Origin of the sequence: Serratia sp. NFX21 (assembly GCF_048517035.1) — a bacterium.
Taxonomy (GTDB): Bacteria; Pseudomonadota; Gammaproteobacteria; order Enterobacterales; family Enterobacteriaceae; genus Serratia; species Serratia quinivorans.
This window is the reverse complement of the sequence record NZ_CP183196.1, coordinates 2,943,167-2,966,932: the sequence shown is the minus strand read 5'-3', so window position 1 is coordinate 2,966,932 and position 23,766 is coordinate 2,943,167. Positions and strand designations below refer to the sequence as shown.

General features: G+C 55.9%; 22 protein-coding genes. 14 read left to right on the top strand and 8 right to left on the bottom strand.

The genetic code is table 11. The features are described 5' to 3' along the window. Window positions 1-8: 8 nt before the first annotated feature. Window positions 9-1,097, bottom strand: coding sequence for an oxidoreductase (locus tag ACNT1W_RS14100; protein WP_261413816.1), 1,089 nt, complete (start codon window positions 1,095-1,097; stop codon window positions 9-11). Window positions 1,098-1,320: 223 nt separating this feature from the next. Between ACNT1W_RS14100 and ACNT1W_RS14095 the strand changes: the two genes are divergently transcribed. The 3 genes from ACNT1W_RS14095 to ACNT1W_RS14085 all read left to right on the top strand — a co-directional run bounded on the left by ACNT1W_RS14095 (window position 1,321) and on the right by ACNT1W_RS14085 (window position 4,137). Next, a complete protein-coding gene (locus ACNT1W_RS14095; RefSeq protein ID WP_017892798.1) occupies window positions 1,321-2,394 on the top strand; it encodes a sugar ABC transporter substrate-binding protein in 1,074 nt (357 codons plus the stop codon). 12 nt (window positions 2,395-2,406) lie between these two features. Beyond that, complete coding sequence (locus tag ACNT1W_RS14090; protein WP_112363389.1) at window positions 2,407-3,654, top strand: LVIVD repeat-containing protein; 1,248 nt, start codon at window positions 2,407-2,409, stop codon at window positions 3,652-3,654. An 81-nt stretch (window positions 3,655-3,735) separates the two neighbouring features. Continuing rightward, the gene (locus ACNT1W_RS14085) at window positions 3,736-4,137 is read left to right on the top strand and encodes a VOC family protein (RefSeq protein WP_259189256.1); all 402 of its coding nucleotides are present in this window, start codon (window positions 3,736-3,738) and stop codon (window positions 4,135-4,137) included. Here ACNT1W_RS14085 and ACNT1W_RS14080 read toward each other — a convergent pair. Then, complete coding sequence (locus ACNT1W_RS14080; protein ID WP_419245727.1) at window positions 4,116-5,552, bottom strand: MFS transporter; 1,437 nt, start codon at window positions 5,550-5,552, stop codon at window positions 4,116-4,118. The genes ACNT1W_RS14085 and ACNT1W_RS14080 overlap by 22 nt on opposite strands. Window positions 5,553-5,733: 181 nt before the next feature. Between ACNT1W_RS14080 and ACNT1W_RS14075 the strand changes: the two genes are divergently transcribed. The 6 genes from ACNT1W_RS14075 to ACNT1W_RS14050 all read left to right on the top strand — a co-directional run bounded on the left by ACNT1W_RS14075 (window position 5,734) and on the right by ACNT1W_RS14050 (window position 12,138). After that, a complete protein-coding gene (locus tag ACNT1W_RS14075) occupies window positions 5,734-6,597 on the top strand; it encodes an alpha/beta hydrolase (RefSeq protein ID WP_419245726.1) in 864 nt (287 codons plus the stop codon). Window positions 6,598-6,860: 263 nt separating this feature from the next. Next, window positions 6,861-8,180, top strand: a complete 1,320-nt coding sequence (locus tag ACNT1W_RS14070) for an MmgE/PrpD family protein (protein ID WP_419245725.1) — start codon at window positions 6,861-6,863, stop codon at window positions 8,178-8,180. A gap of 17 nt (window positions 8,181-8,197) precedes the next feature. Beyond that, window positions 8,198-9,535, top strand: coding sequence for an LLM class flavin-dependent oxidoreductase (locus ACNT1W_RS14065; protein ID WP_112363392.1), 1,338 nt, complete (start codon window positions 8,198-8,200; stop codon window positions 9,533-9,535). A gap of 16 nt (window positions 9,536-9,551) precedes the next feature. After that, window positions 9,552-10,466: an ABC transporter substrate-binding protein gene (locus ACNT1W_RS14060; protein ID WP_261128934.1), complete on the top strand. Its 915-nt coding sequence runs from the start codon at window positions 9,552-9,554 to the stop codon at window positions 10,464-10,466. After that, complete coding sequence (locus ACNT1W_RS14055; RefSeq protein ID WP_012145090.1) at window positions 10,463-11,380, top strand: amino acid ABC transporter permease; 918 nt, start codon at window positions 10,463-10,465, stop codon at window positions 11,378-11,380. Before ACNT1W_RS14060 ends, ACNT1W_RS14055 begins: the two co-directional genes overlap by 4 nt. Then, window positions 11,377-12,138, top strand: a complete 762-nt coding sequence (locus ACNT1W_RS14050) for an amino acid ABC transporter ATP-binding protein (protein WP_012145089.1) — start codon at window positions 11,377-11,379, stop codon at window positions 12,136-12,138. The genes ACNT1W_RS14055 and ACNT1W_RS14050 overlap by 4 nt, the downstream gene beginning before the upstream one ends. Before the next feature lie 37 nt (window positions 12,139-12,175). Here the strand turns inward: ACNT1W_RS14050 and ACNT1W_RS14045 are convergent, their stop codons facing one another. Beyond that, window positions 12,176-12,310, bottom strand: coding sequence for an AcrZ family multidrug efflux pump-associated protein (locus ACNT1W_RS14045; protein ID WP_017892788.1), 135 nt, complete (start codon window positions 12,308-12,310; stop codon window positions 12,176-12,178). A 546-nt stretch (window positions 12,311-12,856) separates the two neighbouring features. On the opposite strand from ACNT1W_RS14045, the gene ACNT1W_RS14040 reads away from it, so the two are divergent. From ACNT1W_RS14040 to ACNT1W_RS14030, 3 genes are all read left to right on the top strand, one after another. Beyond that, a complete protein-coding gene (locus ACNT1W_RS14040) occupies window positions 12,857-13,150 on the top strand; it encodes a hypothetical protein (RefSeq protein ID WP_419245724.1) in 294 nt (97 codons plus the stop codon). Between the two features lie 446 nt (window positions 13,151-13,596). Next, window positions 13,597-13,809, top strand: coding sequence for an osmotically-inducible lipoprotein OsmB (gene osmB / locus ACNT1W_RS14035; protein ID WP_012145087.1), 213 nt, complete (start codon window positions 13,597-13,599; stop codon window positions 13,807-13,809). Between the two features lie 442 nt (window positions 13,810-14,251). After that, window positions 14,252-15,490 carry a hypothetical protein gene (locus ACNT1W_RS14030; RefSeq protein WP_419245723.1) on the top strand — a complete coding sequence of 413 codons (1,239 nt, stop codon included), beginning with the start codon at window positions 14,252-14,254 and terminating at the stop codon, window positions 15,488-15,490. Between the two features lie 34 nt (window positions 15,491-15,524). On the opposite strand, the gene ACNT1W_RS14025 is transcribed toward ACNT1W_RS14030, so the two are convergent. Beyond that, window positions 15,525-17,243, bottom strand: a complete 1,719-nt coding sequence (locus ACNT1W_RS14025; RefSeq protein ID WP_017892784.1) for a penicillin-binding transpeptidase domain-containing protein — start codon at window positions 17,241-17,243, stop codon at window positions 15,525-15,527. A 102-nt stretch (window positions 17,244-17,345) separates the two neighbouring features. Further along, entirely contained in the window at window positions 17,346-19,271 is a 1,926-nt protein-coding gene (mrdA, locus tag ACNT1W_RS14020; RefSeq protein ID WP_419245722.1) for a penicillin-binding protein 2, read from the bottom strand. A gap of 283 nt (window positions 19,272-19,554) precedes the next feature. Here mrdA and ACNT1W_RS14015 point away from each other — a divergent pair, with 283 nt between their 5' ends. Both ACNT1W_RS14015 and lpxA read left to right on the top strand, forming a co-directional pair. Further along, window positions 19,555-19,836 carry a YjcB family protein gene (locus tag ACNT1W_RS14015; RefSeq protein ID WP_012145083.1) on the top strand — a complete coding sequence of 94 codons (282 nt, stop codon included), beginning with the start codon at window positions 19,555-19,557 and terminating at the stop codon, window positions 19,834-19,836. A 296-nt stretch (window positions 19,837-20,132) separates the two neighbouring features. Further along, complete coding sequence (gene lpxA / locus ACNT1W_RS14010) at window positions 20,133-20,921, top strand: acyl-ACP--UDP-N-acetylglucosamine O-acyltransferase (protein ID WP_261128956.1); 789 nt, start codon at window positions 20,133-20,135, stop codon at window positions 20,919-20,921. Window positions 20,922-20,933: 12 nt separating this feature from the next. Here lpxA and ACNT1W_RS14005 read toward each other — a convergent pair whose 3' ends face one another. From ACNT1W_RS14005 to ddpC, 3 genes are read right to left on the bottom strand one after another with little or no spacing between them, the layout of a single operon-like run. Next, window positions 20,934-21,881, bottom strand: a complete 948-nt coding sequence (locus tag ACNT1W_RS14005) for an oligopeptide/dipeptide ABC transporter ATP-binding protein (RefSeq protein WP_012145079.1) — start codon at window positions 21,879-21,881, stop codon at window positions 20,934-20,936. Next, the gene (locus ACNT1W_RS14000; protein WP_419245721.1) at window positions 21,871-22,875 is read right to left on the bottom strand and encodes an ABC transporter ATP-binding protein; all 1,005 of its coding nucleotides are present in this window, start codon (window positions 22,873-22,875) and stop codon (window positions 21,871-21,873) included. Before ACNT1W_RS14000 ends, ACNT1W_RS14005 begins: the two co-directional genes overlap by 11 nt. Next, the gene (gene ddpC, locus ACNT1W_RS13995; RefSeq protein ID WP_012145077.1) at window positions 22,875-23,762 is read right to left on the bottom strand and encodes a D,D-dipeptide ABC transporter permease; all 888 of its coding nucleotides are present in this window, start codon (window positions 23,760-23,762) and stop codon (window positions 22,875-22,877) included. The genes ACNT1W_RS14000 and ddpC overlap by 1 nt, the downstream gene beginning before the upstream one ends. Window positions 23,763-23,766 lie beyond the last annotated feature (4 nt).

Sequence of the window (23,766 nt, the reverse complement as noted above, 5' to 3'; positions counted from 1 at the left end):
GTTGTCAGTTACGCCGTCTGCGACTCCACATAGCCCAGGGCCGAGCGCAATGTGGTTTCGTTAAGCGCCAGCGGCAGCAGATGAATCGACTCTCCCGCTTGCAGGGTACGCTCAATCAACCGTTTGATTTGCTCCTCATCGTGAATATCCACCTGCAGGGCAGCCAGACTCACCGGCAAATCCAGACGGTGATAAAGCGCTTTCAACTGCGCCACGGTTTCCGTCTGCCCCAACAACGCGCTTTGCACCAAAATGCCATACGCGACTTTGGTGCCATGCAGGAAGACATCGGTCTGCGGCAATGCGGTCAGGCCGTTATGCACCGAATGCGCCGCGGCGATGCGGGTATAACGATCGCCCAGTCCGCCCACCAAACCGCCGCCGGCAATAATCGCCTCCAGCACATTAAGGAAAGCCTGACTCGATTGCCCTTCTGCCTGGGCTTTTAGCGCCGCTTCGCTTTCGTTGAGCAATACATCGCGCAGCGTCAGCGCGGTATTAAGACCCAGCTGGACGGTGAGCGGCAAACGTTCCGGTTGTGGACTGAGTACCACGGCTTCGTACCATTTCGCCAGGGTGTCGCCGATACCGGCCAGCAAATACTCTTTTGGCGCACGCAGGATAATTTCCGGCTCCACCAACACCAGATGATTGGCATCGTCGAAAATCTCATAGCGCAGGGCCTGCCCCTGATCGTTATACCAGACCGAAAGCGGCGTCCAGGCGGCACAGGTCGCGGCAATGGTCGGGATCGCCACCAACGGCAGCCCCAGCCGACGCGCCACCACCTTGGCGGTGTCCAGCACCGCACCGCCACCAACGCCAATCACCACCTGCCGGTCTGTTCCCGCCTGACGCACGATGTCTTGTACCGTGCTTTCACTGCAGTGGCTGTTAAACAACACCCGGCGGGCATCGGCAGCATCAAACACCGCCGGCAGCCAGGGTTTGGCCGCGGCCAGCGCACGTTCGCCATACAACCACAGCGCGTTGTTCAGCTGTTGCGGGGAATAAAATTGCGTCAGTTGGTCAATGGCCCCGGGGTAAGCAAAATAGTTGGCGGGGCCGGCGACCACGCGAATGTGGCTATCACTCATGTTCAAGTCCTTATTTTGTCTGATCTTGCCATCATAAAGGCGAGTTTAGCGTTGCCTAATACTCTTTAGCATTAGCTTATGATTTTTCGTTCATTGTCATCCGTTCAGCCCGCGTGGAAACTGACGGCTTCAATTCATTCTTTGAATAAACAACCATCCCAATGGTGACGATGAATTGTCCTCCCGTTTTTTAATGATGCTTAACCATGCAGGGTAAAACTTAATGAAACTGTTCAACACCTCATTACTGGCGTTAAGCCTGTTCGCCGTGTTTCCCGCGTTCTCCGCCTCAACAACCGCACCCGTCCCGGCGGCGATCGCCAATCATCAGGGGCCAATCCGCATCGCGGTGATCCGCAATCTGGGTTCAGACGACAATACCACGCAGTTTGTCTCCGGGGCGGTGCAGGAAGGCCGCAAATTGGGTTTCCAGGTCAATACCTTCCTGACAAACGGTGACGACGCCAAGTTCCAGGATTTCGTTAATCAGGCGATCAGCCAGAAGTACGACGGCATTATTCTGTCCCAGGGGCGCGATCCCTATTCCACCGCCCTGCTGAAACGCATTGCCGACAGCGGCATTGCGGTTGCGGCCTTTGATACCGCAGTACAGGGCGAGATCCCAGGCGTTACCGTCAGCCAACAGGATGATGCTTCGTTGACCGATCTTTCATTCGGCCAACTGGTGAAAGACTTCGACGGCAAAGCCAATATCGTCAAGCTATGGGTGGCGGGTTTCCCACCGATGGAGCGGCGTCAGGCGCAGTATCAGAAACTGCTGAAAGATCAGCCTGGCATCAAAGAGCTGGAGTCAATCGGCGCGGTATCCTCCGACGTACAAGGCGACACGGCCAACAAGATCGGCGCTATTCTGGCCAAATATCCAAAGGGTAAAATCGACGCTATCTGGGGAACCTGGGATGCCTTCAGCCAGGGGGCTTATAAAGCCCTGCAGGAAAATGGCCGTACCGAAATCAAACTCTACAGCATTGATATTTCGAACCAGGATTTGGCGCTAATGCGTGCCAAGGGCAGCGCCTGGAAACTCAGTGTGGCCGTAGATCCCAAGCTGATTGGCGCCGTTAACCTGCGTTTGGTCGCCAATAAGATTGCCGGTGAGAAAACCCCGGCAACCTATGAATTTAAAGCCGCCGCCATCCCGCAAGACCTGTTGCTCAGCCACCCGGAGGCCACCAATGTCGCTTCTTTGGTAAAAGTCATTCCTGGCTGGGGCAAATCGGACGATTTTATTGCGCCGTGGTTCGCCACGCTTGAAGCGCAACAGGCTAAAAAATAAGGAGCGATGATAATGGCATCGCCAGCGCTTCCCCAACCCGAATACAGCCGCAACATGCGGCTGATCGGTCACAGCGATCAGGGCGGTAAGCCTGACGGTGTGCAGGTTATGGTTCACCGAGGCTATGCCTATGTCGGGCATATGGTTTCGCAGGGGTTTTCTATTATCGACGTGCGTGACGTGAAAAATCCGCGCGCTGCCGGTTTTTTCCCCGCGCCACCGGGCACCTGGAACGTACATTTGCAGGCGCATGATGATTTGTTGCTGGTGATCAACGCCCGCGATCTGTTTGCCGACACCCGTTTTGCCGATGAAAAGGTCTACTACACCCGAGCCATCAGCCAGACGGTGTCAGGCAATGATGCCCGCGGCTGGAGCGCCGGGGTGCGCATTTTCGATATTTCAACGCCGGACCAGCCGCAAGAGATCGGTTTTTTGGCGCTGGAGGGGATCGGTGTCCACCGCATCTGGTATGTCGGTGGCCGCTGGGCCTATGTTTCCGCCCTGATTGACGGCTACAGCGACTACATTTTTCTGACCGTCGATTTGGCCGATCCACGTAACCCGCAGATCGCCGGACGCTGGTGGCTGCCAGGCATGCACAGCGCCGGGGGTGAAACGCCCAACTGGCCGGAAGGCAAACGCTACGCCCTGCACCATGCGATTATCAGCGGCGACACCGCCTATGCCAGTTGGCGCGACGGTGGGTTAACCCTGTTGGACATTAACGATCGCAGCCAACCGCAGCTAATTGCCCATCGCAACTGGAGCCCGCCGTTTGGCGGCGGCACCCACACCGCACTACCGCTGCCGGATCGGGATCTGCTGGTGGTGCTGGATGAGGCGGTACTCGACAATCAGCAGGACGGCGAAAAGCTGATTTGGCTGTTTGATATTCGCCAACCGGCCAACCCGGTGAGCATCGCCACTTTTCCGCAACCGGATGAGCGCGACTATGTCAGTAAAGGCGCGCACTTCGGCCCGCATAATCTGCATGAGAATCGCCCCGGCAGCTTTGTCAGCTCAACGCTAATTTTCGCCACCTACCAAAATGCCGGTGTCCGCGCCTACGACATCAGCAACCCGTATCAGCCAAAAGAAACCGGCGCGTTGGTGCCCGCTGCACCGGAAAGGATGATGGATAAACGCCCTGACCGACCACGGGTGATCCAGTCCTGCGACGTGTTTGTCGACGCACAAGGGATTATCTACAGCACGGATTACAACGGCGGTTTGTCGATTATCGAATATTTGGGTTGAATATTCAGCGTTGTAACGATCATTTTGCGCCGATTGGCATAAGATGATTGGACGTCAAACAGGATCAACATAAGGGGCAACATGTTTAGTCATATCACCGTAGGCGTCAGCGATCTGGATAAAGCCGCCACATTTTACGATGCCATTTTGTTGCCGCTAGGGTTAAAACAACGCCCGGTCACGCCAGATGGCGGCCCCGCCGCACGTTGCTGGGTGATGCCTGAACAGGCATTGCCGCGCTTTTATGCCTACCAGCCGTACAACCGACAGCCGGCCAGTGCCGGCAACGGTAGCATGGTGGCGTTTACCGCCCAAAATGAACAACAGGTGCGTGAAGCCTATTCCGCCGGCATCGCGGCGGGCGGGACTTCGGAAGGTGAAGCCGGCGAACGCGCTCATTACGGCAAAGGTTATTTTGGTGCCTACCTGCGCGATCCCGACGGCAACAAGATCCATATCGCCTACCGGGGTGACCTGCTGTAATCAGCGTCCCGTTTAATGGCGGCACGGCTCCTGATAGTCATTACCAGCGCAATGGCCACCAATACGCCAGCCGCCAGATAGGTCACTCGCATGCCATTGGATATCGCCTCTGCGGTCGCCAACTTGATATCGTCGGCGTTCGCCGCCAGCATAAACAACGCGCCCATGGCGGAAGCACCGGTGATCAAACCCAGATTGCGTGAGAGATTGATCATGCCGGAGATCACTCCGCGCTGCTCAGATGCCGCATGCTTCATCAGCGCGGTATTATTGGCCACCTGAAATAGCGAGTAACCCAGGGTAATCAGGCAAAGAGGGGCCACGTAGCCGAAAACACCCTGCCTGATTGACATCATCGACATCACGCCCGCCCCCAGGGCCATGATCGCCAGCCCCACGGCAGTTGTTCTTGCCGCTCCCAGGCGATCAACCAGTCGGCCGGCAGGCACACCGAACAAAGCGGCCACCAGCGGCCCGGCTGACATCGCCAACCCGGCCTGTCCCACCGTCAAGCCCAAACCGCGCGTCAGGTAAAACGGCCCCACTACCAGCGACGTCATCATCACCGTCATCACCAGTGCGCTCATCATTAACCCACTGCTCAGCCCTGGCTGGCGGAACAGTGCCGGCTGTATCAAAGGCGATGCCGTGGTATTTTCCAGCCGCACAAACAGTCCGATCCCCAGCCCCGCGCACAGCAACAACAGCAAATTGATGGCACCGAAATCACCATGCCCCAGCGTCATCGACAGTGCATAGCAGGCCAGTGTCACACCAAGCAGCAAAGTGCCGGGCAAATCAAACCTGCCGCTCTCCGATTGCGGTTGCGGCCGACCGTGCGGCAGATAACGGTAAGCCAGCAGCAAGGCCAGCAGGCCCAGCGGAAAGGTAACCAAAAACACCGCACGCCAGCCAAAGCCAAAAATCAATGCGCCACCAAGCGAAGGGCCCAGCGCGGTGCCAATCGCCGACATGCTGCCAAGCAGCCCCATGGCACGGCCGGTATTTTCTTTCCCCAACGTCTCACCGACCAGCGCCATGGTCATCGCCATCATCACTGCCGCTCCCAGCCCTTGTGCAATACGGGCGGAGAGCAGCAGCCAGATATCAGGTGCCATGGCACAGAGTGCGGAAGCGACGCTGAACAGGCCAATCCCCAGCAGCAACAGGCGACGTCGGCCAATGCGGTCGCCCAGACGCCCGACCGCGATGATGGAGGTGGTAATGGTCAGCAGATAGACGATCATTACCCACTGCACCGCCTGAAACGAGGTGTTAAACGCCAGCGCCAGCGAGGGCAAACCGATGTTGGCGATACTGGCACCCAGTGAGGAAACCAGCATGGACAAGGAAAGGCTGGCGAGGATCCCACCGATATGGGGGCTGGGGGCGGTATGCTGAGTAATTGGCTTCATAGTCTGACTCCTGAAAGAACCTGTCAGTAGCCTATGCCAGCCGATAACCTGGCGGAAGACGCAGCATATGCAGTTTATTAGTGCATGCTACGCCATATCACTGTTTGTACTGGGCAGCATTAAGGAGCAAACCTCAAAACCGGATCAGGCAGATGATGGGCAATACCCTCAAGGAGACAATATGAACATGGACCTGCTGTTTGATGATCTGTCAGTACGCGCGGTGCAATACAATGCCCGCAACTCGGTAGAGGATTTTGACGCCTGCATGACGCAATACGCGACGCTGGCTACCCAGGCCAAGGCGCAAACGCCGGGGATTTATGACATCCACTACGGCATGGGCATTGCCGAACGTCTGGATCTGTTCCCGGCCGCCAACCAGCCTGCGCCACTGTTGGTCTTTATTCACGGTGGATATTGGCACTCCCAACGTAAGGAAGAAGCCTGCTCGATGGCCGCCAGCTTCACCCGCCACGGCGTAGCGGTGGCCACGCTGGAATATACCCTGCAGCCGGAAGCCACACTGGCGGAAATCGTTCGTGAGGTGCGCAGCGCGATAGCCTGGCTTTATCACCATGCCGGCCAATATGGCATCGATCCCGAGCGTATTTTTGTCAGTGGCAGCTCGGCGGGCGGCCACCTGAGCGGCATGCTGATCGCCGATGACTGGCAGCATCTTTATCAGGTGCCGGTCAATGTGATTAAAGGGGCGCTGGCGCTCAGTGGCTTGTACGATATTCGCCCGCTGTGTGATATCTACGTGAATGACTGGATGCGTCTGACGTCAGAACAGGCGGCAATGCTCAGCCCGCTATTTATGCTGCCGGAAAAGGCCAATGCGCCACAGATCCTGCTCGACGTAGGAGCCAAAGAAACCCAGGGCTTTAAAAACCAGACGCTGGCCTACTACGCCGCCTGCCGCGAAAAAGGGCTTAATGTCACGCTGCTGGAAGACCGACACTGCAACCATTTCACCCTGGTGAACGAGTTGGCTAATTCTGACAGTGCCATGTTCAAACGCGTCATGGCGATGATTATGTAACGCCGCCCAAACGGCAGAATAGCGCCCGGCTATTCTGCCAAGGTCATTTTATTAAGATCAATTGCGCCTTTGCTATGCACAAAATTGACTAAGGCGAAGGCAACTCCGTATTGCTTCGCTCTCTCTGGGTTACCTGCTCCCTTTCATATTCCATTTGGAAATATGAAAGTCCCGTTCGTTCTTTCGGCCCCCGCAAAATCGCCACACAATGAAGTCTGAATTGCAGCTCCATGCATAACCGCATAAAAAATCAGGTTTATATCTTGTCATCGCTCATAACCGCTCAATTTGCCCGTCTGGTGCTGGATAGCCGGCCCGAAGCCTCCGCCCTGCTGGCCGCCCGTGTTGGGTTGATGGATTATTTCGCCTGCGCATTGCCTATTGCCCAGGGCGCAATCACCGACAGCGGGCTGGCGGCGGTGAAAACGGTATTCCCACCTGTCGGGCCAGAGAACCGCGCGCTGTACTTTGGCTATGTCAGCCACTCGCTGGATTTTGATGATTATCACCCCGCGCTACGCGGTCACCCGACCACGGTGGTGCTGTCTGCGCTGTTAGCGCTGACCGGCGATACCCCGGACGTTAATGCGCTGCTGAGTGCCTATGCCGTCGGCGTTGAAGCCGCCGGGCGACTGGGGTTGGCAGCCGGTACACAGCATTATCAGTTGGGTTTTCACAGCACCGCCACCCTGGGCGCGGTGGCCGCCAGTGCGGCTGCGGCGCGCTATTTACAACTGACACCACAACAAACCCAGATCGCACTCGGGCTGGCCGCCACCCAGGCCGCCGGGTTGCGTAGCCAGTTTGGTTCGGCCGCCAAACCGCTGCATGCGGGACTGGCGGCACGCGCGGCGGTAAATGCGGTGTTGCTGGCTCAGGCGGGTTTTATCGGTCAGTCGGAAGGCGTGATAGACAGCCTGTTGCACGCGCACGGTGACGGACGGCAGCGGCCGGAACTGCTGACCGCCGACTGGGGCGCACCCTGGCGCATTCTGCAACCGGGCCTGGAGTTTAAACGCTACCCGACCTGCGGCGGTACCCACAGCGCCGCCGAAGCGGCATTCATCCTGCGTGAGCGCCTGCTCGAACAAGGCATTACCGCCGCTGATATCCCTGCGGCAATCCGCCACATTCAGGTCAGCTTTCCACCTGGTGCCGATACCGCGCCCTATATTCGTCGCCCGTCAAACGGGGTCGAAGCACGTTTCAGCCTGGAGTATGTCATCGCCGATGCGCTGTACAGCGGTAGTGTGCCGCTGATGCACTACGGCGAAAACCCGGTTGATCCGCTGATTGCTGCTCTGGCGGCGCGGGTTGAGCGCCACGCCGACCTGACGGCTCCACCGGATGAACTGGATGCAGAATTACGCTTCCACCGCGTGACCTTAACCCTGCATGACGGCCGCCAGTTAAGTGACATTGTCACCAGAAAGCAAACTGCCGCCCGCCAAACCGACGTCAACGCCAAGCTGCGCAGCATTCTGCAACTGTTGCCGCATTTGGACAGTGACCGCGTGATCGGCGACTGCGCCTTAGCGCAGCCCGAGGCGCTGCTACGTTTAATCAAATTATTAAATCAATAATAAATATAGGAATAATTATGAGTACTTCACCTTCAACACCATCGCGTCAATTACGTCTCGGCCTGTTTGTGCAGGCGCTGGGCCACCACGTCGGCGGCTGGCGTGCCGCCGGTGCCAGTGGTTCTCCTACGGACATTGACTGGTTCACCTGGATCGCTCAAAAGGCCGAAGAAGGCACCTTTGACATGTTCTTCGTCGGCGATGCGCTGGCAACCAGCGTACACCGTTTGCCCTCTACGATGTCGCGCCTGGAGCCGCTGACACTGTTGGCTGCGCTGGCGGTGAATACCCGTCATATCGGGCTGGCGGCTACCGCTTCCACCACCTTCGATCAACCCTTCCATCTGGCACGAGCCATGGCCTCCATCGACCATATCAGCCACGGCCGTGCCGCCTGGAACGTGGTGACCTCATTCTCCAGCGATGCCGCTCGCAACTTCAGCCGTGACGATCTGCCCTCACACGCCGAGCGCTATGAAGTGGCACGCGAGTTCCTGGAGGCCAGCTACAAACTGTGGGACGGCTGGGAAGAAGATGCCATCGTGCGTGACAAAGAAAACGGTGTGTACGCCATTGACGAGAAAATTCATGCCGCCAACCACAAGGGCAAACATTTCTCGGTACAGGGGCCGCTGAATATTTCACGCTCTCCGCAGGGCCGCCCGGTGATTATCGAAGCAGGTTCCTCACCGGCCGGGCAGCAGTTGGCGGCAGAAACCGCCGAGGTGGTGTTTACCGCCGCCGCCACGCTGGAAGAAGGCCAGGCTTTCTACCGCAGCCAGAAGAAGTTTGTCGCCGATGCCGGTCGCAACCCGGATCACTTGCTGATCCTGCCGGGCGTGATGCCGATCATCGGCCGTACCAAGGCCGAAGCGCAGGAAACCTGGTATCAACTCAATCAGTTGGTAGATATCGATAACGGCATCGAACAACTTTCTGCCCGTTTTGGCTTCGATTTGAGCGGCTTGCCGCTTGACGGCCCGGTACCGGACGTTGGCGCGACCGAAGGCGGCCAAAGCCGTGTGAAACTGCTGACCGATCTGGCAGCGCGTGAAAACCTGACGCTGCGTGAACTGGCTGCCGTGGCCGCAGGTTCTCGCGGACATCGCGTGGTGGTGGGCACCGCCGAAGAGATCGCCGATGACTTCCAACTGTGGCTGGAACAGCAAGGCGCCGACGGCTTTAACATTATGCCTGCGGTGCTGCCGAACCAATTGGAACTGTTCGTCGAACTGGTGATCCCGGAGCTGCGCCGTCGCGGTCTGTTCCGCGAGGAGTATCAATACTCAACCCTGCGTGAAAACCTGGGCCTGCCGCAACCGGCAATCAACTTCGCCAACGTTAAATCGGCTTAATTCGCAGGGGAACATCATGAAAATCACCATTAAACGCACCGCTCTGTCCCTGCTGCTGGCCTCCGCTGCACTGGCACCGCTGGCCAACGGCTTCGCCGCCGAAGGCGATGTGCCCTTCCGTGCCGCCGTGAAAGCCAGCGCCGATCCGGCGCTGCACGACAGCCTGCCTGAAGCCATCAAAAAGGCCGGTTACATTGTGGCGGGCACCAATCCGAATACCCCACCCACCACCTTCTATGAAGCGGATAACAAAACGCTGGCCGGTCGTGAAATTGATGTGATGAGCGCGATTGCCGATCGTCTGGGCGTCGCCATTCACTGGAAAGATACCGGCGGTTTCGACAATATCATTCCCGGCCTGAAATCCGGCCGCTATGACGTGGCGCTGGCCAATATCGATGCCAACAAAAAACGCTTCCAACAGGTTGATTTTGTCGGCTATTACAACGCCTCCAAACTGGCACTGATTGCCCGTAAAGATGCGGCTCTGGGGCCATATACCGATCTGGCGCAGCTTTGTGGCCAGACCGTCGGTGCGGGTGCAGGCACTTCGCAAATCACCCGTTTGCAGCAGGCCAGCGAACAATGCGTCAGCGGCGGCAAACCGGCCATTACCATTCCGATTTTCCCAGACCGCCCGGCCGGGGTTCAGGCGGTGATCAGCGGCCGGGTGCCGATGTTCTTCGGCCCTTATGAAGGCTTGCGTTACCAGGCGACCCACGTTAAACCGCTGGCGCTGGCCGGTGATATCAACATTGAAGGCACTACGGTGGCCATCGCCTTGCCGAAAGGCTCCGAGCTGGTGAAACCGGTACAGGCGGCGCTGAACTCGCTGATTGCCGATGGCAGCTATCAGAAAATCCTCGACGGCTGGGATATCGGTTTTGGCGCGGTGAAAACCGCCGGTATTAATGAAGAGATCGCAAAATGAGTGGGCAATACCCTACCGACGATGCCGAGCTGCGCATTGTCGGTCATCGGCATTACGGCCGCTGGTTCAGCGCACTGCTGGTGCTGCTGATCGTTGGCATTATCGCCCATTCGATGCTGCATAACCCGCGTTTCGAATGGGCCGTGGTGGCGGAAAACTTCACCGAAGAGTCGATTATCAACGGCGTGATCATGACGCTGAAGCTGACGGTGATTTCAGTGATCTTCGGCTTCGCCGGCGGCGTGCTGCTGGCATTGATGCGCCTGTCTGCTAATCCGGTGCTGGTGGCGGTGAGCTGGTTCTATACCTGGTTCTTCCGCGCGGTACCGATGCTGGTGCAGCTTTTCCTGTGGTACAACATCGCCGCGCTCTATCCGCGCATCAGCCTGTGGATCCCGTTCCTTGGGGAAGTTGCCAGCGCGCCGACCAATACCATTATCAGCACCTTCAGCGCGGCGGTGATCGCCCTGGTAATGCATCAATCGGCTTACGCGGCAGAGATTGTTCGTGCCGGTATCCAAAGCGTCGGCAGCGGTCAGTTGGAAGCCGCCAAGGCCCTGGGTTATCGCCGTGGGCAAATCCTGTGGCGGGTGGTTTTGCCGCAGGCGATGCGCACTATTTTGCCACCGGCCGGTAATGAGGTGATCGGGCAGCTTAAAACTACCGCGGTAGTGTCGGTGATTGCCCTGCAGGACGTATTGTATTCGGCGCAGATCATCTACCAGCGCACCTACGAAGTCATTCCGCTGCTGCTGGTGGCCACGCTGTGGTATCTGGTGATGACCTCAATTTTGTCGATCGGCCAGCACTACGTTGAACGCTACTTTGGTCGAGGCAGCCAGGCCAGCCGCAGCAACTGGCTGTTTCGCCGCCGCAAGGCGTCGGTTAGCCAGCCACAGGGAGCTGAATCATGAGCGCTGCCATTCACATTAATCAGGTTCGCAAGTCCTTCTCCGGCACCGAAGTGTTGAAGAATATCAGCCTGCAGATCCCGGCCGGCTCGGTCACGGTGATCCTTGGCCCTTCCGGCTCGGGTAAATCGACCTTGCTGCGCTGCATCAACCACCTGGAAAAACTCGATGGCGGCACCATTCGCGTAGGCGAACAGCTCATCGGCTATCGCCAGAAAGGCAATCACCTGTATGAACTGAAGGAGCGTGAAGTCGCCGAACAGCGTAAAAGCATCGGCATGGTGTTCCAGCAGTTCAACCTATTCCCCCACCGCACGGTGCTGGAAAACGTGACGGAAGCCCCGCTGCTGGTTAAAAAGGAAAAGAAAACCGTGGTGCTGGAGCGCGCAAAAGCATTGCTGACCCGCGTCGGGCTTGAACATCGCATTCACGCCTGGCCACGCGAGCTTTCCGGTGGCCAACAACAGCGGGTAGCGATTGCCCGCGCGCTGGCGATGAACCCGGAGGTACTGTTATTCGATGAGCCAACCTCTGCGCTCGATCCCGAACTGGTAGGTGAAGTGTTGCAGGTGATGAAAGGCCTGACGCATTCCGGCATGACCATGGTGGTAGTAACTCACGAAATCGGCTTTGCGCGCGAAGTGGCGGATCAAATCATCTTTATGGATCAGGGGAAAGTGGTGGAAACGGGGACGGCACAGCAGGTGCTGGATGCACCACAGCACCAAAGAACGCGGGACTTCCTGGCAACGGTACTCTAAAACTGCATCGGGGGCATTGCGCCCCCGATCATTAAATTCAGTCTTTTTTTCGGCCAATGGCAGAGAAAAGATTACACAGCTCACCCAGACCATAAATCGAGCCAAGCAGTACGGCTATCATTACCGGCACCAGGATCACCACGGTTGCCAAACTCTCAATCATTTCTAACATCGTCGTTTCCTGGTTTTAAACAGAGAACCCTCTTCCGAACCCGAGGTTTCCCCTTATTTATCTTGAGGTTATTTTTTGGTTGGTTCCAATCTGTGATACAGATCACACCACCATTTGGCTAATGTAACTGACACAGTTGCATTACCGCAATACAAAAAAATGCTCTCTCCCGGGGGCCAGAACACGTGCCTTTCCGTAGGGGCATCTTCAAGCAGCGAACAAGGGTATGCCCGGCAGCTTGGGTTAACTAAATCCTCAGCGTTATCCGTCAGTACCTCAATAAATACGATTAGCATTGTATTAATTCAAAATTTAATTTTATTTAACAGGCGGGAATTCTCTCTCCATCCAATTGTTTTTGATGGGAATACATATTTTTAATTTCCACAAAAAGCAATTATAAGGAATCAACAGCAAGAATGAAGTAGTTGATGCTGTCCAGATTATGCAAAAATAATAGATGTAGCTTATCGTTAACTCAGAAAGCATTATTAAATTCAGATATAAAACCTCAAGTTGTTAAATTTTTGTTTCAGGGAGAGACTAATGAAATTAAAAGAAAAGAAACGTTTAGGGGCTTCAGCGATCAAAATCCCGTTCGCACATATGAATAGAATACAAGTCGTTAGCCGCCACAATCGCCAGCAAAAGCCTAAGCCAGGGATAATCACCAAACTGACATCAATGACCGTCAATCATCGGGCATCGACGTCACCGGTAAAAATGAAAAAAACGGCCGTTCAATGGATGGAAAATTATGCCTGGCATGGCGTATTTATAATCAGTGGGTTATTTTGGCTGGCGGTTATGGGGTTTATTTGGTTTTTAACTTCACTGTAGAAACCGGTATGGTATTTCATCTCCAGTCCAACCAGATGAAATACCCTACGTATAAGTAACACGATTCTGTTTTATATTTACATCCATGTTTATCAGTCATGTGTAAATGTGTTGGATACATGTTGCACCGCGGTGCCCATCCGCAACATCTTGCTGCTTTGCACCAGCACCTCACCCAATGTCCCCTGACCGGAAACCATAATGTGCGGATGAACCTTCGGATTTTTCACGGTTCCGCATGATGACCGTTCCAGTCGCCGTACAAACTGGCGATTTAATCAACAAACCAGCGTATGACTGCAACGAGTTAAAATCTGGCCGCTCAAAATTAAGAATATTTACCTATTCTAATTTCCTGCGCAGGAATACATTCATCTCAACTTTTACCGGCCGATTAACCTGTGCTTTCTTTGTCGGTTAATTAGGCAATTTACCAGGAAACTCTTATGAACTTTAAACGTGCCGCAGGTGTGATGGTTGTTGTTATGGCAACTCTTTGCGTAACTGCATGTGGGAATATGTCTCACCGCGATCGCAACACCGCGATCGGTGCCGGCGTCGGTGCATTGGGTGGTGCAGTATTGACCGACGGTAGCACGCTGGGGACCTTGGGCGGCGCAGCGTTGGGCGGCATCATCGGTCACCAGACCAGTCGCTGATCCCAGCAGCAAAAAATATCAGTCTCAGATCGGTTATTATCTATTTAAAATAACCGATCTGAAATTCACACCATTCTATTACTTTTATCATCTGAGCTAAAAACTTAATACCCCCCACGTCATTTCATCCCAATAAAATAAAACCCACTTATAATAGAAACTCTGACACTACCGCCACCCACTCTCGCTTTTCAACGACGCCACGACGGATGTTGCTGCTGTTCTTATCCGGCCATTTTTATTTCTTGACTTACACAATCTCAGGATTATAGTTTTCAAATAAAATTTGAAACAAAGTTTCGCATTTGAAACTTTACCAAACTTAAAATAATAAACACTTAACTAAAACTTGTCTCATATATAAAACTCAGCGAGAAATTCCATTATTTCATGGCGGAATAGGCTCGTTTTTTAAAACGTCAGCTTTCATCAGGGGAAAGTCATGCGCAAAGCCTTTATCGCATTTTTACTATTTTCACCAATGAGTTATGCTAACACCATCACCCCCGTCAGTGAGAAGCCTGCCACGAAACCTGAGGCAAAAAAGAGTAGTCCGGCATTCCCGCATCTGCATTGGCAAAATGAGGAAAATAATAAAAACATTGATATCGGTGGTGCATTACGCGCCAACTATCGTTATGAAGACTGGGGCAGCAGTAATTACCGCAACCCACCCCACTTGCGTTTTGATACCTTTCGCATCGATGCCAGTGGCAATTATAATGACGCCTTCTTTGATTCGGGCTTTTGGTTTCAGGATCGCCGAAAATACGCCATCGACCGTGCCTATGTCGGCTATCACCTGAGCGGGAATTCTGACCTGCAGTTGGGCGCACCTTTCAAACCCTTTGGTTTGCAGCCTTATCCCCAGTTTGGCTGGTCCTACGGCATCCCGTTTTATCTCGGTTTCGGGGTCAATAACGGGCTGGGTGCCAAATACCAATTCCATGACCATGGTTGGGCGCTGGATGCCGCCTATTTCCCCCGCATGATGCCGGCAGGCGTGCGCTATGCACCGGAAGTGGGCAATTTCGACGATCTGAAAAATACCAACTACGGTTCGCAACATTTGCAAGCTAACGAGAAGCGCGACCAGGTGAACCTGCGCCTGGCGCGTGAATTCCATCAGGGTGACTGGAACAACGAACTCGGCGCTTCGCTGGCGGTTTCCCGGCTCTATAATCATGACACCGGGGATAATGGCACCTACTGGGCGACAGGTCTGCATGCTTTGGTGAACTACGATCCGTGGCATCTGTCGTCACAAGTAATCCGTTATTCTTATGACGCCAAGGGACCTGAAGGAGCCAACAACTCGGTAATCTTAATGGGGGGTAACGGCCTGACGCCTGCCTATTTAATTCCGGCGCAGGCCACCACGGCGTCAATCAACCTGGCGCGTGATGTCGAGGTGCCCTGGGGGCCGGTGAAAAAACTGCGTTTTTATAACGACTACAGCGTGCTGTGGAAGGATAAGGACGGCGGTTCTGATTCTAAAATGAATACCCTTGGGGTGCAGATCTTTGCCCTGCCGGTGATGGTGTGGGTTGATCTGACCTGGGCGCAAAACGCCAATCCCTGGGGAGGTGCCGAAAACGCCACCGGCTGGACCAGTACTCAGTCTTCCGGCAGCAATAAATGGTATTTCCGCACTAACCTGAACATTGGCTATTACTTCTGATCCTTTTCCCCCTCCAGCGAGGGGGAAGATGGTGTTAGCCCTTAACCTGAGACACCACATTCAACGGTTGGGCGTCAGGCAGGATATTCATATGTTCCAGTACCTGAGCCATGATTTTGCCAAACACCGGGCCAGCTACCGAACCACCGAAGTGTTTGCCGGCTTTCGGGTTGTTAACCATTACCACCAGCGCTACCTGCGGATCGCTGGCCGGGGCGACACCGGCGGTGTAGTTGATGTAACCGCCGTCGTATTTGCCATTAGGCCCCATCTTCTCTGCGGTACCGGTTTTAATCGCCAACCGGTACCCCGGCACTGCGGCGCTGAGCCCGCTGCCGCCAGGCAAAGCATCGCTTTCCATCATATGCACCACGGTTTTTACCGTATCCTCCGGCAAAATGCGCTGCCCCATTACCGGTGGCGTAACTTTGGTTATCGACAATGGACGATAAACGCCGTAGGAACCGATGGTCGCATATTCACGCGCCATCTGTAGCGGCGTTACCCGCAGGCCATAGCCGAAGGAGAAGGTCGCCCGTTCGATATCCGCCCAGCGCTCACGGTGCTGCGGCAGGTAGCCGCTGCTCTCGTTACCAATCCCCAGGTCAGTCGGCAGCCCCAGGCCAAAGCTTTTGTAAACGGCCGGCAACACGGTGGCAGGCAGTGCCAGCGCGATATGTGAAACGGCGATGTCACTGGATTTTTGCAGTACCCCGGTAATGGTCAGTTTCGACCAGTGGCCCACGTCCTTGATTAAATGACCATTGACCCGGTAAGGCGTGGTATCCAGCACGGTATCCGGCCTGATTAAGTGGTGCTCCAGCCCAACCATCACCACCACGGGTTTTACCGTGGAGCCTGGCTCGAAACTGTCGCTGCTGCATACGTTGCGAATATCTTTTGACGGCGTATCCGCATAGTTGTTTGGGTTAAATGACGGGTAGCTGGCCATGCCCAGCACCTCGCCGGTGTTCACCTTCACCAGCACGGCGCAACCGGAGTCTGCCTGGTTGGCGACCACGCCGTCGCGGATCTGCGCATACAGCACGTACTGGATAAATTTGTCGATGCTCAGCGTGACGTTCGGCGGCGGCACAGGATCGACGTTCTTGATCACGCCAATCACCGCCCCGCTGCCATCCTTCTGGTACACGCGCAATCCGTTCTTGCCTTGCAGCAGGTGGTTAAAGCCCAGCTCGATGCCTTCCAGCCCCTGATTATCCTGTCCGACAATACCGATCAGCCCGGCGGCATCCTGGCTCATCGGATAAAAGCGGCTGAAGTCCTGCTCGGTGCTGACGCCGGTCAAATGCAGCTTACTGATATAGCTGGCATTATCATCTTCAACCTTACGGGCCAGATAGACAAAACGCTTATGGGCGTTGGTCTGGATCTGCTTTTGCACCTCAGTCAGCGGCATTTTCAGCACGTTGGCCAGGCTCTGCCAACGTTCATTGGTGAGGTCGGTATGGCTATCGAGAATATGTTTGGGATCCAGCACGATATCGCGTGAAGACACGCTCACGGCCAGCGCTTCACCATTGCGATCGGTGATCATTCCCCGGTTGGTCGGCAACACCTGGGTGCGGATCGAACGCTGATCCGCCTGGTCAGTCAGTTGTTGATGCTCCAACAGTTGTAAATAGCCCACTCGAAACGCCAGCAGGAAAAAGCAAACCAGTATCCCGGCGCAAATCCAGCCAAAGCGAAGGGTTGAATAATTTTTACCGCTTTTTTTTATTAATGGCGCCACTGTTAACCCTGCGTTTTTATTAAGGTTATGTAATGATTTCAGTCTAACCTGACGAAAATCTTTAGAAGATTGCAGTTTGTAAGAAAGTAAAAACAAACGCGTTTACTGTTGCACATCCGCGCTGTCGTTTAACTCCGGTTTAACTTCTTGCCCTTGTTCAGGCTGCGGGGCGTTGGCCGGGTCAAATATATGGTCGAGGATCGCCCGCGCGGTCGGCCCTGCCACCACACCGTCTCCACCGCCGTTTTCCAGAATCAGCGCCATCGCCACCCGTGGATTTTTATAGGGGGCAAACAGCGTATAGAAGATATGGTCACGCAGCCGCACCGGGATCATTTTGGCGTTATAGGTCTGATTTTCTTTCAGCCCAAACACCTGCGAAGTCCCGGACTTGGCGGCAATTTGGTACGGCGCGGTGTGGAACAGCTTGTAGCCGGTCCCGTTTGGCAGGTTGGCCATGCCATACATGCCGTTGCGCACAATGCCCCAATACGGCGATTTGGCATCGCCAATCTGCGCAGCCTGCTTCGGCGGTTGATAGAGGTTCACCTGGCGCCCCTGACGCATGGAATACAACAGATGAGGCGTCTTCACCTTGCCGTTATTGATAAGCGTGGTGAGTGCCTTCACCATCTGGATTGGCGTGGCGACCCAATAGCCCTGGCCGATGCCCACCGAGATAGTGTCCCCCTGGTACCAGGTTTTTTTATGCACCCGCTGCTTCCATTCGCGGCTTGGCAAGACACCGCGATATTCTTCGTTAAGGTCAATTCCGGTAGCCTGGCCGTAACCAAACTTGCTCAGCCAGCTATGAATGCGGTCAATGCCCATTTCATAGGCCACCTGATAGAAGAAAGTATCGGCGGACTCTTCAATCGCCTTGGTCACGTTCAGCATCCCATGGCCGCTTTTTAACCAATCGCGATAGCGACGCTGGGTACCCGGCAACGTCCAGGTCGGTGCGCCAAAGAAGGTGGTATTGGGGGTGATCACCCCGGCGAACAGTGCAGAGGTCGCCATGTAGGGTTTCACTGTGGATGCCGGTGGGTACAGCCCCTGGGTTACGCGGTTTATCAGCGGCAAATCGGGGTTAGCCAACAGAGATTTATAGGCGGAGTAACTGATGCCCTTCACGAAAGGATTGGGATCGTAGCTGGGGCTGGAAACCATCGCCAGAATACCGCCGTCATGCGGGTCTTCAACCACCACTGCCGCTCGTTGCCCTTTGAGCACCGATTCGATATATTGCTGCAGCGTCAGATCGAGCGTCAGGTAAATGTTTTTGCCCGCCTGTGGCGGTTGTTCTTTCAGCAGGCGTATCACCCGGCCGTGGTTATCCACCTCCACTTCCTGATAGCCGGTGGTGCCGTGCAGTTCAGACTCGTAATAAGCCTCAATGCCCTGCTTGCCGATATTGTGGTCGGCGGCATAGTTCTCACTCAGACCGGCTTTATCCAGCCGCTTCAAGTCACTATCGTTGATTTTCGACACGTAACCCACCACGTGGGCCAGTTCGGCACCGTACGGATATTCCCGTTGCTGGTAGGTATCGATGGTTACCCCATCAAAGCGGTACTGATTGACCGCAAAGCGCGCCACCTCGGTCTCGGTCAGCCCGCTTTTCAGCGTCACCGGCTTGTAGCGACCGTTATGGTGCATATCATCGCGAAAGGCGGTGATATCTTCCGGGGTCAGATCGACAATCGGCGTCAGCTCTTGCAGCAACGCGGTCATGTTTTCGATTTTGCTGGGAATGATCTGGATTTGGTACAGCGTAATATTACGCACCAGCGGAGTGCCATTGCGGTCGAAGATCAGCCCACGACTCGGGGCAATCGGCACCATTTTAATGTCGTTCTGATTGGAGCGAGTTTGGTAGAACGCGTGCTGTTTGACCTGTAATCGATACAGGTTGGCGACCAGCACGCCAAAACAGGCAACGACCAGCACCATTGCCACGCCGGCACGGCGAATAAACAGCATTTCCTCTGCGGAATGGTCACGAATTTTATCTTTTAATAGGGCCATACGTGGCGAGTTACCTGTCAGACGTCACAATTTCCCAAGATAAATCAGGGCAGTGAAAAGTCGGCAAGCATAGCGTTATTGGCAAAGGCTCCCCATTAAAAGGTTGCTAATGAAATGGCATAAATGTTTCAGCATGTTGGAATGTTACCAAATGCCGATTTTTCTGCCGCTCAGGGATTGAGCCGTGATTTATGCCGGGCTACAATGTGACGCAGATCACACTAATTCATTTTTGCCCGCACGGCCCCCCACCGACTGCGGCTTTTTCCAAGGACCATGTTCGATGAGTGCCATTGCCACAGGTTTTATCATGATGCGCTGGGAGTTACTGAGCGCCGTTATGATGTTTATGTCCAGCCAGCTAAACGTCGTTTGCCGCAAGACCAGCCGCAACGGCATGGCATTTATGTTCAGCAGCCTGGGGCTGTTCACCACCTGCTGGTTCGTCATGGGCCTGATGGGCATCAGTTTCAGCCAGGAAGGCTTTACGCAGTTCTGGTCCCACGCCTGGGATATGTATGTCGAAGTGGTCAGCAACACCCCCACCGACTGGCCACTGCCCTGAGCCAGAATGGAGAGGCAAGGCGTGACGCGTTTTGCCTCTCCTCTTTTTGCGTTTGAGCGTCGGTGGTAACATCCCGTTATTACCCAAAGGTTCATAAAATAAATAAAATATAATCGGGTGGTCTGAGACCGGCAGGGGCTTATGCTGGCCCCAGACAACCTTGTCACACTGACGGGAAGGCAAACTTCCTGCTCACCTTTCCTGTTCCCCCCTTAATTAATCCAGAATCCGGCTTAATACTTAACCGATGACTGGCCTGGCTGATGGATAGCCATGCGCCGCCATCAGGATGCGTCATGATTTCTGCTTCTGCCCGTATTGCCGACAACAGCGTGATTGAGCCTGGCGTGATTATCGGTGCCCACGTGAGTATCGGCCCTTTTTGCTTCATTTCCGCCGGGGTTGAGATAGGTGAAGGCACCACTATCGCCTCGCACACGGTGATTAATGGCCTGACGCGCATCGGCCGCGACAATGTTATCGGTCAGTTTTCCTCGATCGGCGAAGCCAGTCAGGATCTGAAATATGCCGGTGAGCCGACCACGCTGACCATCGGCGATCGCAATCGCATCGGCAAATACGCCACCCTGCATCGCGGTACGCTGCAAGGCTGCCAACGCACCGTCATCGGTCATGACAACGACCTGCGCGACAATGTGCATGTTGCCCATGACTGCATCATCGGTGACGGCGCTTACCTTGGCGATCACAGCGGCCTGGCGGGTCATGTTGAATTAGGCGATGCCGTCTGGGTCGGTGTTCGGTGCGCGGTACATCAGTTTTGCATTATCGGTGCCCATGCGCGATTAGCCGACGCCACCCTTCTGGTGCAGGACCTGCCTCCCTTTGTGCAGGCTGGCGGTCATCGCGCCAAGCCTGATGGTCTGAATCTGGCTGCACCGGCTTTTCTGGCCGCCGATCCGCAACAGCAACGGGTGATTCACTCGCTGTATGACATGCTCTACCACCGGGCGATGCCGCTGGAGGAGGTTCGGCAGGAAGTGACTCACCTCAGCGTGGAATACCCGCTGCTGAGCCTGTTCCTCGATTTCTTCACGCGCTCGACGCGCGGCATTATCCGCTGAGCAACGTGGCCGCTATGCCACCTTATGGCAACGCACCGCTGAGCCACCCAGATTAACCCGCAAGTTTTGCGGCAGTTGGCAGCCTTCTCCGGCATAAGGGCAACGTTCGCGGAAGAAACACCCCTGCGGCAACTGGCGGTTGCCCGGCAGTTCGCCCTTGCGATCTTCAATCGTGCTGTCGGTCAATGAGCGCCCTGCGCGAGGCACCGAATCCAGCAGCAACCGGGTATAGGGATGCTGCGGCTGGCGCAGTACCTGCGCGGTCGGCCCCAGTTCCACAATTTGCCCCAGATACATCACCGCGACACGGTCACTCATGTGCTGAATCACCGAGACGTTATGCGAAATCAGCACATAGGTCAGATTGCGTTGGCGCTGCAACTCCACCAATAAATTGAGGATCTGCGCCTGCACCGAAATATCCAGCGCCGAGGTAGGTTCATCGAGCACGATGATATCCGGTTGCGAAGATAGCGCACGAGCAATGGAGATACGCTGCCGCTGTCCGCCGGAAAACTCGTGTGGCAAGCGGTCAATCGCCTCCGGCCGCAGACCGACCTGTTGCGCCAGTTCCGCCGCCTGTGCCCGTCGCTGCGCCACGCTGGTATGCTGCTGCACGTACACCGGTTCAGTAATAATGCGCCATACCGGCAGGCGGGGATCGAGCGACGACTGCGGATCCTGAAACACCATCTGCATACCGCTGCCAAACCAGGATCCATCGTTGCGCGCCCGCAGCAACTCACCGCTACTCGGTTTCAACAATCCCATCAGCAACTGCGCCAGCGTACTCTTGCCGCAGCCGGATTCGCCAACGATACCCAGGGTTTCCCCGCGCATGATGTTGAGATCCAACCCGTTGAGCGCGTGGACATACTCACGCGGCTTGCCACGCCAGTTATAACTGGCGGGAAAGCGTAGCCGCACGTCGCGCAGTTCCAGCAGCGCTTCAAGGTTCATTTCGCACCTCCAAATCAATAGACTGCGGATGCCAGCAGGCCACCCGCTGGGCCGGTTCTGCGGCTAATGGCATTAGCGGCGGTGTTTGTCGGCACTGGCCGTCGGCGTGGCTGCAACGGTTGCTGAAGGCGCAGCCCAGCGGCAGCGCACTCAAATTAGGCACCGTGCCGGGAATGGCCCGCAGCAGGCTGCGCGGCTCGGCGCGTTCCGGCGCCGCCAGTAACAGCCCAATGGAATACGGGTGGCTTGGGTGTTCGATCACCCGCTCTGTAGTACCACTTTCAATCACGTGCCCGGCGTACATCACATACACCCGGTCGCAAAGCTGCGATACCACCGCCATATCATGGGTGATAAACAGCACCGCCGTGCCGCTGGCACGCGCTTTTTGTTGCAACAACCTCAGCACCTGGCGCTGCACCGTTACGTCCAGCGCGGTGGTCGGTTCATCGGCGATAATCAGCTCCGGCTCGCAGGAAAACGCCATGGCGATCAACACCCGCTGGCGCATACCGCCGGACAGTTCGAACGGATAACGTTCCATCACGCGTTCCGCGTCGGCAATTTGCATCTCCTGCAACAGTTGAATCGCCTTGTCACGCGCCGCCCTAGCCGAGAGCCGCTGATGCAGACGGATCACTTCACACATCTGGCGACCAATCTTGCGCGTCGGATTCAGTGCGCTCATCGGTTCCTGGAAAATCATCGATACCCGCGCGCCGCGCAATTGACGCATTTGCCGCTCACTGGCATTGAGGACGTCGGTGCCCAGCATCTGCAGCGCTCCGCCGGTCACGCTGTAGCCGTCCTCTGCCAGCAGCCGCAGGGTCATCATCGCCGTCACCGACTTGCCGGAACCGGACTCACCCACCACGCCAACAATCTCGCCGGCCTTAACCTGCAGCGAAACGCGGTTAAGTGCCTTGACGCTGCCGCCGTAGACCGGGAATTCCAGTTGCAGCTCTTCGATAGATAAAACGATAACTTCACTCATCAGCGCCCCCGGGTTTTAGGATCCAGCAGGTCGCGCAGACCGTCGCCGAACAGATTAAAGCCGGTGGCGGTGATCAGGATCGCCGTACCGGGAAAGGCCGAATACCACCACTGGTCGAGCACATAGTTGCGCCCGTTGGCCACCATCGCCCCCCACTCGGCGGTCGGCTGTTGGGCACCCAGGCCGATAAAGCCCAGCGTGGCCGCCATCAGGATCGCCGTGCCAATATCCAGCGACGCCTGCACCACCAACGGCGGCATTACGTTACGCAGCACATGCCAACCGATCAGGTGCCAACGCGAGGCACCAAAGGTGCGCGCCGCTTGCATATAGGCCTGATGGCGTAGCGTCAAGGTTTGGCCACGCGCCAGCCGCACATAAAACGGAATGCGCACCACCGCGATAGCCAACATGGCATTGAACAGGCTGGGGCCGAGCGCCGCCGCCAGCGCCATGGTCAGCACCAGCGAAGGCACCGACAGCATAATATCCATGCAACGCATAATCAGCGCATCCACCGTGCCGCCCATCACGCCGGAGAAGCAGCCAAGCAGCGAGCCAATGCCCCCCGCCAGCACCACCACCGCCAGCCCGGCGGCCACCGACTGACGGCTGCCGACCAGTACCCGGCTGAACAGATCGCGGCCTACTTCATCAGTACCGAACCAGTGTTCTGCCGAAGGCGGCAGCAGGCGTGCGGTAAGATCAATCGCATCCGGGTTGTGCGGTACCAGCCACGGCGAGAACAGCATCAGGAACAGTACGGCAATCATGATAGCGGCACCCAGTAACGTCAGCGGGCTACGCCGCACGCGGTACCAGGCACGGCGCAGGCTGACAAAACGCAAGGCCGGTTGCGCCGCCGGCGGTTGTTCGATTTGAGTCATTGTC